The following is a 13126-nucleotide window of genomic DNA, read 5'->3' on the forward strand; positions in this document are numbered from 1 at the left end:
CCACGCTGATCCCTGAATGCATCTGCAACTTCTGGAGCAAGGCTGCCCCATGGCGTGATGTATCGGGGCCCATATCTGGACGCTACCAATTGAACGGCATCTCGGCGTGAGAGGAAGCCGGTGACGAAAAGTTTCGACCTTAGGGAAAAAGCAATGTCATGAACTACCCGAGGGTTCATGCAGAGATCCGGACACGCCCGGTGAGGAGGTCCGATGAGAGGCCAGCCTTGAGACTCTTCAACTTCGAGAGAAGGGCCTCCTCCTGTCGAAGAGCTTGCTGAATACCGTCCAGAGTGCTCGCGATGCGATCCTGATCGGTCAACGGGGGCAGCCACGCCTTCAACCCCCCAACGGCAGGTAAATTCAATCCCGCCTTGGCACCGACATCGTTCAGGCGATAGAACTGCTTCTGCCCGATAAGCCCAGAGAGCTGATACCCGAGGAATCTGGGGTTCACCTTGGTTCTGTCCAACCGGGCGCGGGCGATGTGCTGGTTAATGTAGGCCACGCCCATCCAGTCTGGGACGACTCCGATGATCCCCAGATCGGCGGTGATGGAAATCAAAAGGTCTCCGGGGGCTAAGGCCGTGCGAACGCCTTCGGCTCCCCCTGGGGGCTTGACCTTCACCACGTCGTCGAAGCGAAGATCCAAGTGCTTCCGGGTGAGGTTTCCGATCCGAAGGAAGTAGTCACCCTCGTCGGCGTAGTAGGTGGCCCACCCCCTGGGCCCACTAGTGATGGACTCTGCGATGTTCTCAAGCTGTGCCTCTTGCCAACCCAGCCGAGCCCTAACCCCAGAGGGGGTGAAGAACTGCTCCTGAAGTCCCAGGTAGACGGCACCCTGTTTGAGGATCCCCGCCTTAGTTCCCTGGATCGCCTTATCCAAGGTGTCCAGCACCTCGGCGATGCGGGCCTGCTCAATATAGGGGGGAAGAACAGCGCAGAACTCGGCTAGTTCACATCGGTTAATCTTGGGGAAGCCACTGCGCATTGATACTGATTCGGCAAATACCGAAAAGGGGTCGCTCAGGATGAGGGCCAGTAGGAAGCTCGGATGAATGTTCTGCCGGGGCCGAAGTGGATAAACGTCCGCACTACATAGGCCCTCAAAATCGGCAAGGACGGCTTTCCGAAGGTAGGGACGGATCTTGCTGTAGAGAACGTCACCTGGACGGAACTTGTATTTCCCGCTAATTGCTCCCTGGCTGCTCGCGGTCGCCTTTTCGAGGAGTCGACCCGTCGCACTCTCCATGTGATCAGGTGCAACGAGAATCATAGATAAATATGGCTCTTGTCGAGGGTCCACTTGCCCTGTGGGAAGCTCTACGATGTCCATCATCGATCGGACTTCCCACTCGGGAGGATTGGTCATCTTCGAGGAGGTCATGTCCGATACCCCAGCTCGACCAGGAAGCCATCCAGCTTGGCCCGGGCAGCATCCCGGGACGCCTCCAGCTTCCCGAGGGTGACCCGGTATTTGTCCCACCACACCTCGAAAGTCGCCACAACCTCAACGCGGTGGGCGGCGACGTAGCGGTCCACTTGGGTGGCGAGGTCCTCGCGGAGGATCCCCAGCACGAGGGCCTGGGTCCCCGTGGTGGTGAGGGACCTGCGGGCCTTGACCAATCGCTGGCTCACCTGGTCTCTGAGCTTCTTCAGGTCCTTCTTCACGGCGGTGAGCTGCTTCTTCAGGGCCTTGATCCCCTCCTCGGAGAGGCCCTCCTCGTCGTCCTCGGCCTCCTCGTCTTCGCCGCCCTTGGCGGAGTCGAGCTGGGCCTTCAGGTCGGCGGCCTGGGCCTCCAGGGCTCGCACCTCCTCCAGGTAGTCCGCCAGGAGGTGCTTCACGAGCTTGTGCTCCAGGGGATCAAACTTCCCCCCGGCGGCTTCCTCGTCCTCCAGGGCGTCCTGAATGAAGGTCACCCAGCCGTCCACGAGGCCGTCGAAGCCCGTGGCCGCCAGGGCCTTCAGCTCGAACTGCACCTCGCTCCACCAGGAGGCGATAATCCCCTCCACCTGGTATCGGTTCAGCAGCCCGTGGGGTTCCAGGGCCTCGGCGAAGGAGGCCAGGAGCCTGCCCCGGAGGGTCATGAGCTGGGTGCTGCCCGGCACGGCCACCAGCAGCGGCAGGTTGACCGTCCACCACGCGTCGAACAGAGCCTGGAGGCTCTGTTCCTTGACCTGGAGGCCGGGGTGGGCCTCCACGGCGGCCTTCAGGTCTTCCCGGGCCTGGATGGCGGCCCGGAAGTCGAGGTAGCGATCATCCCGCGCTGCCAGGAGTGTCTGGGGATCGAGGCCATGGGCGGCGAACAGATCGGCCTTGGCGGCCACTTCGACCTTGGGGATGCCGCCCAGCAGGTGGGCCCGCACGTCCTGGGGCTCGGGATCGGGGGCGTTGTCGGCGTAGCGGCGGATGTTCAGGTTGAAGTCGTTCTCGGCCAGGGTGGCGTGGTCCACCACGGTGGCGTAGCCGGGCACATCCTCGAAGGCCATGTAGGTCTTGACCATTTTCTCGATGTCCTCGGGCCGGAGGTAGTTCTGGGCCCGCCCGGCTCGGAAGTCCCGGTCGGCGTTCATGAATAGCACCTTGCCCCGGCGGACGGCGGGCTTGGCGCCCTGGGCCCGGAGGATGAGAATGCAGGCGGGGATGCCCGTGCCATAGAAGAGGTTGGGGGCCAGTCCGATCACGGCCTCCAGCAGGTCGTCCTCGATGAAGCCCTGCCGAATTTTCTTTTCCTCTCCACCCCGGAACAGAACGCCGTGGGGCATGACCGTGGCGAGGCAGCCCTGGGGGCGGAGCACGGACACCATGTGCTGAGCGAACATCAGGTCGGCCTTCTTGCCGGACTCGGGGCACCAGCCGTAGCGGAACCGCTCCTGGAACTCCATGCCCGTCCGGGTGTAGTTCTGACTGAAGGGCGGGTTGGTGAGGATGCGGTCGAAGCGCATCAGCTCGCCGCCCTCACGGTGCATGGGCTTGGCCAGGGTGTCGTCGTTCTGAATGTCGGCGTCGGCGATGCCGTGGAGCAGCATGTTCATCTTGCAGATGGCCCACACTCCGCCGTTGTTGTCCTGGCCGTAGAGCCGGAGGTCCCGCACGTTGCCACCGTGCTCCTCCACGTGGTGCTTGGCCTGGATGAGCATGCCGCCGGAGCCCACACAGGGGTCGTAAATCCGCATCCCCGGGCGGGGGTCCACCAGGCGGACCATGAGCCGGACCACGTCCCGTGGGGTATAGAACTCGCCGCCTTTCTTGCCCGCCGAGTCGGCGAACTCCGCGATCAGGAACTCGTAGGCGGCCCCCAGCAGGTCAGGGAACTCAAAGTCCTCGTTCCTCAGGCGGTGCTTGTTGAAGTGCTCCATGAGCTGCCGGAGCTTGGGGTCCGGCGCCTTCCGGCTCTTCCCGACCTTCTGGAGGAAGTCGATGTGCTGGACGACGCCCTCCAAGGCCGTGTTCTCCTCCTCCAGGACCCCGAGGGCCACGTTCAGGCCCTCCCCCACGTTGCCCCGCTGGGCCGTGAGGTTGTCTATGAGGTATTTCCACCGGGCCTTCTCTGGGACGAAGAAGTCCGGCGCCGTGTAGTAACTAGGCTCTTCCGCCCGCTCTTCGGCCTGGGCCTTGGACCTCCCCCGGCCGATCTGGTCGTAGATGATCTCCTCCCGTCGCTGGTCGAAGACATCCGAACACCGCTTCAGGAACAGCATCCCGAAGATGTATTCCTTGAACTCCGAGGCGTCCATCTTGCCCCGCAGGATGTCGGCGGCGGCATAGATGTGGCGTTCAAGCTGGGGCAAGGTAAGTCTAGACATGAGGCAAGGCCCTGTTGGTAGATGACCTTCAGGTTAACCCAGGGGTTTGGACTTTCCTTGGCGGTAATCCCGGCTGGGGCCTCATCGGCGGGGTGGTCATGGTGAGCGGGTGCACTACCTCCCCCGAGGCCCCTACTAGGCCAAGGGGCCCCGCCTGACGGCGAAGGTGACGAGCACGAGGCCCCCTACCAAGCGGGGGGTTGTTGCGAGAGGGCTTCTGGATCCACGGCAAGACCGGCTCGTATCGACTCGTGGATGAGCATGCCCGATGGATTCAGCGCCCCGAGAACGCCCGGGGGTTCGGGATTTCGGAGGAAGTCGCTCAGGCCCTGAGTCTCCTGACCTGGAATTTCAACGGTCGAGGCCGTCGGGACATCCTGCTGCTCGCCATGGACCAGGGGCTGATCCGCACCCGTGGGCACGGACCCGGGGCAGTAACGTTTGAGGCGACCCTGACCATCGAGGAGACCATCAAGGGCAGCGCGAAGTTCATGCAACTGAACTGCGGCCCGGCCACCCGGTGCACCGTCTCAGACCTCCGCCGGGGCGAGACCATCGTCTTCACCTACGGCGACGCCAAGCCGGTCATCGAGGCCGGGGACTACCGGTTCCTCCTGCCGGTCTGGATGCGCCCGACCCAAGTCCTGCCCCTGCCACGCCCTTTCGTCCTGCTGGATGGATGGTTGGCTAGCGGGACCTGGACTTGCTCTGCGCTCCCGGGGGACGTGCCGCCCGAGCAGCTCGTGGCCATCCTGAGGGCTGCTGGCGTCGAGGCATCCGGCTGGTTGGCCCTGAAGGACGGGCGGACCTGGAAGCTGTCCCCGTCGGCCCCGCCCTTGACCCCGGTTGACCCTGACCGTCTGCCGAAGCACGTCCGGGTGTGTTCTGACTGCGGCTGGCCAACCACGGGGCAGTCGGCCCCATGCCAGTGCGGTAACACCCTCCACTGCCGTGCCTGCGGACTTCCGAGGTTCTGGCCGGTGCCCGGCAAGGACATGGTGACTCTCGACGGGGAGTCTCTGCACGTCCCTCTGGTCGCCGGATACGGGCACGGGTCCATCTGCCTTCACTGGCCGAGCGTCCAGGTAGTGCCGCTGGACGTTGTGCTTGGACAGGGGAAGTGCTGCTGATCGTCGTCACCTTGGGACTTCTCTGGGCCCTGGCGTGTCTGGGGCTCCGCCTCCGCCTGCACGGGCGCCTGCTCTCCGCCGGGGCAGCCCTGTCGGTCGTGGACCAGTTCCTGAAGAATCTGGGAGGGCCATGGCTCCGCTGGGTGGCCGTCGTCGTTGTCGTGGTGACCACCGTCCGGAACCCGGGGATGTTCAGGGTTCTTACCTGGGGGATCAGCTTCCGGGAGGTCATGGCCGTCGTCGTCGCCGGGGCCTTTCGGCTTTTTTCCACGGCAACCCTATGGGCCGAGTTCCGGGCCGTAGAAGAACACCGGCTTCACCGAATTGATCTTCGGGCCTCTCTGGTGTGGGAAGTGGCCTTCACGGTGCACGTCGGCTTGAACACGTTGCCACCCCTACTTTGGAGCTGACATGGGCATCAACCTCATCCGGAACGACGGCCTGCACTCCGAGGGGGGCCTACCAGCGGTGCCAACGCCTTCGACCACGCGGATCCAAGAGACCATCCTGCTCGACGAGCGCATTCAGGCCCTCAAAGGACCTCTGATCGAAGCGGGGTTCGAGGTCGTGGTCATCCCCTTTGACCAGCGAGGCACGATCCCTCCTCGCCGCCCGAGCATGTCTCCCCGTCCGCTGATCTTGATCACAGGGAAGGTTCGAGACTGGCTTGACAGGAGCCCCGACCCGATGACCCTCGGGGTCAGCTTGGTCAACGTCGCGGCGATACTCAACCACCCTGAAGGCTGTGCCACAGTGCTGGTTCGGGCCCTGACCGACTCCGACATCCCTGCGTGTTTTTACGCCTGGCTGGAATTTTCACCTAATGGCCGCCGCCACATAATGCTGTTCTTGCGGGAGTAGTCCGTGATCCGCGTGACCGTGGACTACGGCTTCGACCTGCACACGATCAGCATCTCGGAGGCCGTCTTCGCCCAGATCCTGACGGGCCTCCCAGTGATCGTCCAGGGGCAGGGCTTCCCCGTCGAAGGGGTCATGGAGGATGACCACTGGGCCTTCAACTACGACGACTTGGGCTCCGTCCACGTCAGCACCGTCGAGGGCCGCGAGGTGTTCGAGGGGAACATCGCGGATGCCGAGGTTGAGGTTCGTGGCGAGTAGTAGGTGGGCGCCGCCACAGAGCGGTCTCCATCTGTGAGGAGATCGGCGGGTTGGGGAAGGGGCTCTACCTCGTCGGAATACGTCGCCAGGACTGGAGGACCCCTCGATTGGGGCCTGTGCCCACTAGGTAGTGGGGATCCACCATCAAAGGGGAAAACCTATTCAACTACGAGGCTCTACACCACCCTGGTGGTGTTTCACTTTTGGGCACCCCCCCTTGCACTCTGGCGTTCGGATCGCGTCGCATTCGGGAGTATTTCTCGTCACACTGCGCCGGTCGGACCAAAAATCGAAAAGGCCCGGAAACGTAGTGTTTCCGGGCCTTTGGTTTGGTAGCGGGGGCAGGATTTGAACCTGCGACCTTTGGGTTATGAGCCCAACGAGCTACCGGACTGCTCCACCCCGCGGTAGAACTTGAGTGTAGCAGGGTTCTGGGGAGTAGCAAGGACGCAGGCTGGGCGAGTGTTGGTAGACTCGACGGACGCTCTGGGAGGATCCAATGGTACGCCGCATGGTGGCTGCGCTGGTGGTGTTCGCGGCCATGGGGCTGGGCGCGGCTCCGCGGACCTGGACGCCGGAGAAGTGGTTCGACAAACCGAAGTCACCGCGGATCGCCAACTACCGGATCGATGCGGTGCTGGACTTCGAGCACAAGACTCTGGAGGCGACCGAGACTCTGTCCTGGCGGAACACGGGCACGGCGCCCACCCAGGAGCTGCCGCTGCACCTGTACCTCAACGCCTTCAAGGGGCCTCAGAGCCTCTTCGTGAAGGAGAGCGGCGGACGCCTGCGGAGCGACCACCAGGACCGCCCTTCCGAGGCCACCTCCTGGGGCTACTGCCGCCTGATCAGCGCCCGCATGGAGGGCCGGGATCTCCAGGGCCACACCGGCGAGGACGAGACGGTCCATTGGCTGAAGCTGCCGCGCCCGGTGGCGCCGGGCGAGACCATCCAGGTGGAGATCGCCTGGGAGAACCGCTATCCGAAAGTCTTCGCGCGCAGCGGCTGGTCGGACGACTTCCTCATGTCGGGCCAGTGGTTCCCCAAGGTGGGGGTCTACCAGGGCGACCGCTGGAACTGCCATGCCTATCACGCGAACACGGAATTCTTCGCGGATTTCGGGGTCTACGACGTATCCCTGTCCCTCCCGAACGCGCTGGGCCTGGCCCACACGGGGACGCAGACCAACTTCATCACCGAGATCGAGCAGGATCCCAAGCGCCCCTTGAACGTGATCTGGCGCCTGCACGCGGAGGATGTCCACGACTTCGCCTGGGCGGTGATGCCACGGGAGAGCTGGCGCAACCCCGCCATGATCGAGTACCGCGGGGTGCAGGTCTTCTACTACGTCAACGACCGCAACCGGGGGAACTTCCAGCGCCAGCGCCGGGCCGTGGAGAACGCCCTGCGCTGGAGCGAGGAGTGGTTCTTCAAGTACCCGTACCCCACGCTGACGGTGATCGACACGCCCAGGGACGCCCCGGGGGCCGACGGGATGGAATACCCGACGCTGATCACGGCCAGTTCGGTGGCTTTCGATCCGCTGCAGCAGCGCCTTGAGCCGGAGGTGGTGGCCATCCACGAGTACGGCCACCAGTTCTTCTACGGCATGCTGGCCAGCAACGAATTCGAGGAACCCTGGCTGGACGAGGGCTTCAACAGCTGGTTCACCCACAAGGCCATGGAGCGCAGCTACCACAGCCTCCTGAGCGGTCGGCGCTTCCAGGTGCCCACGGATTTCATCGAGTGGGCGGGCTACTGGTCCCTGCCTTCCGCCGACCCGCTCACACGCTTCGGGTTCAAGACGGTGAACATGCAGAGCTACTTCGTCACGGCCTATGGCAAGCCCACGCTGGTTTTGAACCAGCTCGAAGCCATGCTGGGGCGGCCTGTGATGGAGCAGATCCTCCGCGCCTACACCCAGGAGATGGCCTTCCGGCATCCCACCAGGAATGACTTCCGGCGGATCGCCGAGCGGGTGTCGGGCCGCGATCTTTCCGCTTTCTGGCGGGATTTCGTGGAAGGCACTGAGGTGCTCGACTACGCCATCCGCGGCGTGAAGACCCAGGAGGTCACGCAGGGCGGCTGGCTCTTTTCGGACAAGCCGCCGGTCTTCGCGGCCCCGCAGCCCGCGGCGCCGGGCCGGGTGGGCTCCATCACCCTCGAGCGGAAGGGTGGCCTGAAGGTGCCCATCACGCTCTGGGTGCGCCTGGAGAACAAGGACGAGCAGCGGCTCGTGTGGGATGGCCAGGACCGCTGGATCACCTACGAATTTGATTCGCCTGTCGCCGCTGCGGTGCTGGATCCCGATGGCAACTACCCCATGCTCAAGGACCGGCTCCACGCCAGCTACACCCCGAAGCCCGTGAAGCGGGGCTTCTACTACTGGTCCCAGATGGTCTGGGGTGCCGTGGCCGGCTGGCTGCAGGGCTGCGGGATCGGCTGAGCGGCCGCCCTCCTAGGGCTTCTGCGGTGCCGCGTCGCCCATGCGGATGGCCTTGATGTTCCCCTGGTCCTCCAGCTCGAGGAGGATGGGGAACCAGGCCAGGCCGAGGTTCTCGAAAGCGGCCCGGCTGGGAACGAAGCAGGCGGTCCGCCCCGCGGCCTTGAGCCGGGTGGACAGGGCCCGGGCCTCGGCCACCAGGCCGGCGGGAAGGCTCGCGCTGCGGTCGTCCATGCCCGCATCGAGACTGGGGATGATCCAGGCCACATCCGCCGGGAGGTCCGGCAGAGGGCCCTCTCCGGCGGGGAGGATCCAGAGCCGGCGGGCCCCCAGCTGATCCAGTCGCAGGTCCTGGTAGTCCTGGCCCGGCAGGGTCCAGAAGCGCAGGATCGGCGAGGGCCCACCCAGCAGGCCGAAGAGCCGCTGGAACCGGGCTACGACAGGCTCGGCCGCCTCGTCCGCCCGGGCCTTGAGCGCGGCGAACCGTGCTTCGTCCTGGTCCGCCAGGGCCCAGCAGAGGGCATGGCGGAGCGCGTAGCCGCGCGTGAGGCCCGGGCCCTTGGCGAGCAGGCGATCCTCCCAGGCCCGCCTCACGGCGGGAGTGAAGTGGCCCTCGCGGACCTGGGCCTTTCCCCAGCGCCACAGGGCCAGGGCGGTGCCTGGCTGGCGCAGGGGCAGGGCGGCGAGGCGCGAGGCGAGGTGGTTCCCAGGAGCCTTCACCAGGGCCCGCAGGGCTTCCGCTTCCCGATGGGCCGCCCCGGGCGGGAAGGGATTGGCCGGCTGCTCCTGGTGCGGATCGAACGTGGCCGCGGCCTGGAGCCACCGGTGGGCCGCGGCCCCGGGGCCCTTCGGCGCCTCGGGCAGGGGCCGGCCCCAGTCGTAGGCCTCCAGCAGCTGGTTCTGCAGCTCTGCGGCCGTGGGCGGCGCCGGCCGGACTTCGGCGGGAGGGGTTGGCGGCGGCGTGGGCGGCAGGGCGGTCAGTAGCAGCATGGAGCTTCCTTAGTGGCAGAATGGTCCTCCGCATCATACGGGAGTCGCCTTGAGCCCAGCCCCTTTCAATCTCACGCCCCGGGAGCGCCTCGTGGTGGCCCTGGATCTGCCCACGGCGCCGGAGGCCCTGGCCATGGCCGCGCGCCTGTCGGGCCGGGTGGGCATGCTGAAAGTGGGGCTGGAGCTGTTCTGCGCCGAGGGGCCGGCGTTCGTCCGGGAACTCCAGAAACAGGTGCCGGTCTTCCTGGACCTGAAGCTCCACGACATTCCGACCACCGTCCGCCGCGCCCTGGACGCTCTGCTCAAGCTGGATCCCCGCCTCATCAATGTCCACGCGCAAGGCGGGCCGGCCATGCTGGAGGCGGCGGTGGAGGCCGTGCGCGCCCACCGCGCCGCGGGGGGCCAATCTGAACTGCTGGCCGTGACCGTGCTCACCAGCCTGGACCGGGAGGCCCTGGCGGCCCTGGGCCACGCGGGGCGCGCCGAAGATCTCGCCCTGGCCTATGCGAAACTGGCCCAGCAGGCGGGCTGCGATGGCGTAGTGTGCTCGGCCTGGGAGGCCGCGGCCATCCGGGAAGCCTGTGGCGAGGATTTCCACCGCCTCACGCCGGGCATCCGCCCCGCCGGCGCGGCCATCCAGGATCAGGCCCGGGTCATGACGCCGGCCCAAGCCCTGAAGCAGGGCTCCACCTGGCTGGTGGTGGGACGGCCCATTACCCACGCGGCGGATCCTGCCGTGGCCGCGGAAGCGATCGTGGCCGAGATGGAAGCCTGATGTCTGTTGGCTCGCCCCTCGTCTTCCGGCCTTCCTTCGCCCAACGGGCCATGGCCGTCCTGCTCTTCGCCGGGTCGTGGCTGGTGGGAGTCCGCGCCTTGGCGCAGATCATGGAACGGCTCCCCGTCCTGCGCGCCTCCATGAAGGTGGCCGAAGCTGCTAGCGAGCCGACCTGGTCCTTCTGGATCGCCCTGGTGGCGGCCATCGCCGCCGTCGTGGTGGGCAGCTTCCTCCTCCTGGCCACTCTCCTGGGCCTGCTTCTGGTGGAGGGTTCCCAGGTGCTGGTGGACGAGCTGGGGCTCGCGGTGGAGCACAACGCCCTGCCCGCGCCCCTGGCCCGCAAGCTGGGCGCCGGGCGCCTGCTCTGGAAGCGGATCACCCGCCTCGAGCACTCCGGCCCCTTCTTCGTGCTGCGGGGCGGCGGTGAGCCGGAGCACCACGGCCCGAAGGATCCGACCCTCCGCTTCCTCATGGTGGACGAGCTGGAGCGGCTGGTGTTCACCATTCTGGAGCGCAGTCCAAACCTGAAGCATGAGGAGTGATGCCCTCACTCATGGAAGTCTCCGGGTTCGTCACGGGCGCCGCCTGCGTGGGCCTGCTGGTGCGGCAGAACATCTGGAACTGGCCGCTCGGCATCGCCAACAACCTGGTGTTCATCGTGCTGTTCTACCGGACGGGCCTCTACGCCGACGTCGGCCTGCAGGGGTTCTACATCGCCATCTCCGTCTACGGCTGGTGGAGCTGGCTGCACGGGGGCCGGGACCACGGCGCCCTGGAGGTCAGCCGGGTGAGGCCCGCCATGGCCGGGCTCATGGCGCTGGTGGTGGCGACCGCCACCGGTCTGCTGGCCTGGCTGCTGCACCGCTACACGAACAGCACGGTGCCGGTGCTGGATTCGCTCATCACGGCCCTCAGCCTCGTCGCCCAGTTCATGATGACCCGCAAGTGGGTCGAGAACTGGCTGGTCTGGATCCTGGCCAACTTCCTGTCGGTGGGCCTGCTGATCTACAAGGGGCTCTACGTCACCAGTGGCCTCTACCTGCTCTATCAGATCCTCTGCATCCTCGGCTGGGTGGCCTGGCGGCGGGCGCTCCGAGACGGCCAGGCCATGCCCGGCCTGCAGGACGGTGTCACATCTTCGGCCGGCTGAGGTAGGCTTCGGCGCCCTTCATCTCGGCCGTGGGGCCGTGGGCGGGCTTCTTCGTCCGCGCCTTGCGCTGCTGGAGGCCCCAGAGGGTGGCCAGTTCCGTGGCCTCGGGGTTCCCTGGGGCCAGGGCCAGCACTTCGCGCAGGTCGGCGCGGGCCTGCTCGACCTGGCCGAGTTTCTCGCGCAGCAGGGCGCGCTTCATGAAGCCCCACGGGTTGGCCGGTTCCTTGGCGATGATCTCGGCGTACTCCGCCTCGGCTTCGAGGAAGCGCCCCTGCTCCTCAGCGGCCTCACCACACAGCAGATTGGTGACGGCGCAGAAGCCCAGCCAGGCTTTCTGCTCGGCGAATTCCGCGGGCGTGAAGCTGGACTTGGCCTTGGCCCGCTGGGCCTCCCCGTCGAGGGCGCGCAGGGCCTTTTCGGTGTGGCCGTCCACCCGGGCGAAGATCTCGGCGTCGCCGCTAGCCCGGTAGAAGTCCTTCTGGATGCGGCCCTCGGCGCGGTACTGGTCGAACATGCGGGTGCCCGGATACAGCGCCAGGGGACTGATCTGGCAGTCCTGGGGCCGGGTGTCGCGGATGAAGGCGGCGGTCTCCTCCACGTCCGCCCAGGTCTCCCCGGGGATGCCGGTGATGAGGTAGATGCCCAGGTTCATGCCCACCTTGCGCACCAGGCTCAACGCCCTTCGCGCATGCCGCAGGTTGGTGCCCTTGTCCAGGAGGGCCAGCACGCGCTCGCTGCCGTGCTCCACACCGAACTGCATGAACTCGCAGCCTGCGCGCTTCATGGCCACCAGCCGGTCCTCGTCCACCAGGTTCACGCGGCTCTGGCAGTTCCACAGCGGGTGCAGGCCGCTCTCCTGGATGCCCTGCATGAGGGTCAGCACGCGGTCGCGGTTGGCTGTGAAGGTGTCGTCCCGGAAGCTGAAGTAGGTGAGGCCGTGCCGCTCGCGGAGCAGGCGCATCTCGCGCAGCACCGAGGGCGCGCTGCGGAAGCGGATGGAGGTGCCCCAGAATTCCGGCGTGTTGCAGAAGTTGCAGGTGGCGGGGCAGCCGCGGCTGGTGCTCAGGTAGGCCAGCTGGCCCACGTCGTTCAGGAAGTCCGCCTCCAGGTGCTCGGCGGGGATGCCCACGGCATCAAGGTCCTCCAGGGGCGGCTGGGGCAGGGTGCGACCCTCGCGGAGGATGAGGCCTGGCGTGTGCTGCCAGAGGTCCGAGTCGGGGGCCGTCTTCAGGCGCTCCGCGATGCCCAGGAGCACCGCCTCGCCCTCGCCCTGCACGATGGCGTCCAGGGCCGGGCAGTCCTCGAAGACCTCCTCGGCCAGGTGCGTCGGATGGGGGCCGCCCGCCAGCAGAATGGCACCGGGGCAGGCCTCTCGGGCCCAGGCCAGCAGCTCGTAGGAGCGTTTCCGGTTGAAGGTGAACATGGACACGCCCAGCACCGCGGGGTTCTGCGCCCTCAGGTAGGCCAGGACCTCCTTGCGCCCCTTGCCGCTCAGGTTCGCCACCCGGCAGGGGAAGTGGCGGGCCTTGAGCATGGCCTGGAGGTAGCCCAGGCCGATGGGCAGGAAGGTCATCCACTCGTCCCCGAAGCCGCTGCGGGGGGCGCTGTAGGTGAGCAGGGTGCGGGGAGGGGTCATGGGCTCCGGAGGCGTGACTTTCCAGTGTACGGAAAGGGATTCCCGAGGGAAGCGGACATTCTGCCGAAGGGGGGCG

Annotated in this window: 12 protein-coding genes and 1 tRNA gene; 8 read left to right on the forward strand and 5 right to left on the reverse strand. The window is 66.3% G+C overall.

Annotated elements, in window-relative coordinates:
* Window positions 1-175: 175 nt before the first annotated feature.
* On the reverse strand, window positions 176-1387 hold the full coding sequence (locus tag NOV65_RS11110; protein WP_257306526.1) for a restriction endonuclease subunit S: 1212 nt from the start codon (window positions 1385-1387) through the stop codon (window positions 176-178).
* Window positions 1384-3807, reverse strand: a complete 2424-nt coding sequence (locus NOV65_RS11115) for an N-6 DNA methylase (protein WP_425250852.1) — start codon at window positions 3805-3807, stop codon at window positions 1384-1386. Before NOV65_RS11115 ends, NOV65_RS11110 begins: the two co-directional genes overlap by 4 nt.
* 203 nt (window positions 3808-4010) lie before the next feature.
* On the opposite strand from NOV65_RS11115, the gene NOV65_RS11120 reads away from it, so the two are divergent.
* The 4 genes from NOV65_RS11120 to NOV65_RS11135 are packed head-to-tail and all read left to right on the forward strand — an operon-like array spanning window position 4011 to window position 6056.
* Complete coding sequence (locus NOV65_RS11120) at window positions 4011-4937, forward strand: hypothetical protein (RefSeq protein ID WP_257306528.1); 927 nt, start codon at window positions 4011-4013, stop codon at window positions 4935-4937.
* Window positions 4928-5347: a hypothetical protein gene (locus NOV65_RS11125; protein WP_257306529.1), complete on the forward strand. Its 420-nt coding sequence runs from the start codon at window positions 4928-4930 to the stop codon at window positions 5345-5347. The genes NOV65_RS11120 and NOV65_RS11125 overlap by 10 nt, the downstream gene beginning before the upstream one ends.
* 1 nt (window position 5348) lies before the next feature.
* Window positions 5349-5798 carry a hypothetical protein gene (locus NOV65_RS11130; protein WP_257306530.1) on the forward strand — a complete coding sequence of 150 codons (450 nt, stop codon included), beginning with the start codon at window positions 5349-5351 and terminating at the stop codon, window positions 5796-5798.
* A gap of 3 nt (window positions 5799-5801) precedes the next feature.
* Window positions 5802-6056 carry a hypothetical protein gene (locus NOV65_RS11135; protein ID WP_257306531.1) on the forward strand — a complete coding sequence of 85 codons (255 nt, stop codon included), beginning with the start codon at window positions 5802-5804 and terminating at the stop codon, window positions 6054-6056.
* Between the two features lie 330 nt (window positions 6057-6386).
* Here NOV65_RS11135 and NOV65_RS11140 read toward each other — a convergent pair.
* A tRNA-Met gene (locus tag NOV65_RS11140) sits at window positions 6387-6463 on the reverse strand.
* Window positions 6464-6555: 92 nt separating this feature from the next.
* Between NOV65_RS11140 and NOV65_RS11145 the strand changes: the two genes are divergently transcribed.
* Entirely contained in the window at window positions 6556-8502 is a 1947-nt protein-coding gene (locus NOV65_RS11145) for a M1 family metallopeptidase (protein ID WP_257306532.1), read from the forward strand.
* Between the two features lie 12 nt (window positions 8503-8514).
* Here the strand turns inward: NOV65_RS11145 and NOV65_RS11150 are convergent, their stop codons facing one another.
* The gene (locus tag NOV65_RS11150) at window positions 8515-9489 is read right to left on the reverse strand and encodes a hypothetical protein (protein ID WP_257306533.1); all 975 of its coding nucleotides are present in this window, start codon (window positions 9487-9489) and stop codon (window positions 8515-8517) included.
* 49 nt (window positions 9490-9538) lie between these two features.
* Between NOV65_RS11150 and pyrF the strand changes: the two genes are divergently transcribed.
* The 3 genes from pyrF to pnuC are packed head-to-tail and all read left to right on the forward strand — an operon-like array spanning window position 9539 to window position 11414.
* Window positions 9539-10264: an orotidine-5'-phosphate decarboxylase gene (gene pyrF, locus NOV65_RS11155; RefSeq protein ID WP_257306534.1), complete on the forward strand. Its 726-nt coding sequence runs from the start codon at window positions 9539-9541 to the stop codon at window positions 10262-10264.
* Complete coding sequence (locus NOV65_RS11160; protein WP_257306535.1) at window positions 10264-10806, forward strand: hypothetical protein; 543 nt, start codon at window positions 10264-10266, stop codon at window positions 10804-10806. Before pyrF ends, NOV65_RS11160 begins: the two co-directional genes overlap by 1 nt.
* Window positions 10806-11414 (forward strand): nicotinamide riboside transporter PnuC, encoded by a 609-nt coding sequence (gene pnuC / locus NOV65_RS11165; protein ID WP_257306536.1) that lies wholly within the window; start codon window positions 10806-10808, stop codon window positions 11412-11414. Before NOV65_RS11160 ends, pnuC begins: the two co-directional genes overlap by 1 nt.
* On the opposite strand, the gene NOV65_RS11170 is transcribed toward pnuC, so the two are convergent.
* Window positions 11395-13050, reverse strand: coding sequence for a B12-binding domain-containing radical SAM protein (locus NOV65_RS11170; protein WP_257306537.1), 1656 nt, complete (start codon window positions 13048-13050; stop codon window positions 11395-11397). The two genes, pnuC and NOV65_RS11170, sit on opposite strands and share 20 nt — an antisense overlap.
* Window positions 13051-13126: the final 76 nt, after the last annotated feature.

The organism is Geothrix campi, from assembly GCF_024609265.1.
Taxonomy (GTDB): domain Bacteria; phylum Acidobacteriota; class Holophagae; order Holophagales; family Holophagaceae; genus Geothrix; species Geothrix campi.

What these genes read in the sequence shown, in the direction of transcription:
- NOV65_RS11170 (WP_257306537.1), bottom strand. Translation starts at nt 13,050, where the DNA reads ATGACCCCTCCCCGCACCCTGCTCACCTACAGCGCCCCCCGCAGCGGC.
- NOV65_RS11110 (WP_257306526.1), bottom strand. Translation starts at nt 1,387, where the DNA reads ATGACCTCCTCGAAGATGACCAATCCTCCCGAGTGGGAAGTCCGATCG.
- NOV65_RS11160 (WP_257306535.1), top strand. Translation starts at nt 10,264, where the DNA reads ATGTCTGTTGGCTCGCCCCTCGTCTTCCGGCCTTCCTTCGCCCAACGG.
- pnuC (WP_257306536.1), top strand. Translation starts at nt 10,806, where the DNA reads ATGCCCTCACTCATGGAAGTCTCCGGGTTCGTCACGGGCGCCGCCTGC.
- NOV65_RS11115 (WP_425250852.1), bottom strand. Translation starts at nt 3,807, where the DNA reads ATGTCTAGACTTACCTTGCCCCAGCTTGAACGCCACATCTATGCCGCC.
- NOV65_RS11150 (WP_257306533.1), bottom strand. Translation starts at nt 9,489, where the DNA reads ATGCTGCTACTGACCGCCCTGCCGCCCACGCCGCCGCCAACCCCTCCC.
- NOV65_RS11145 (WP_257306532.1), top strand. Translation starts at nt 6,556, where the DNA reads ATGGTACGCCGCATGGTGGCTGCGCTGGTGGTGTTCGCGGCCATGGGG.
- NOV65_RS11130 (WP_257306530.1), top strand. Translation starts at nt 5,349, where the DNA reads ATGGGCATCAACCTCATCCGGAACGACGGCCTGCACTCCGAGGGGGGC.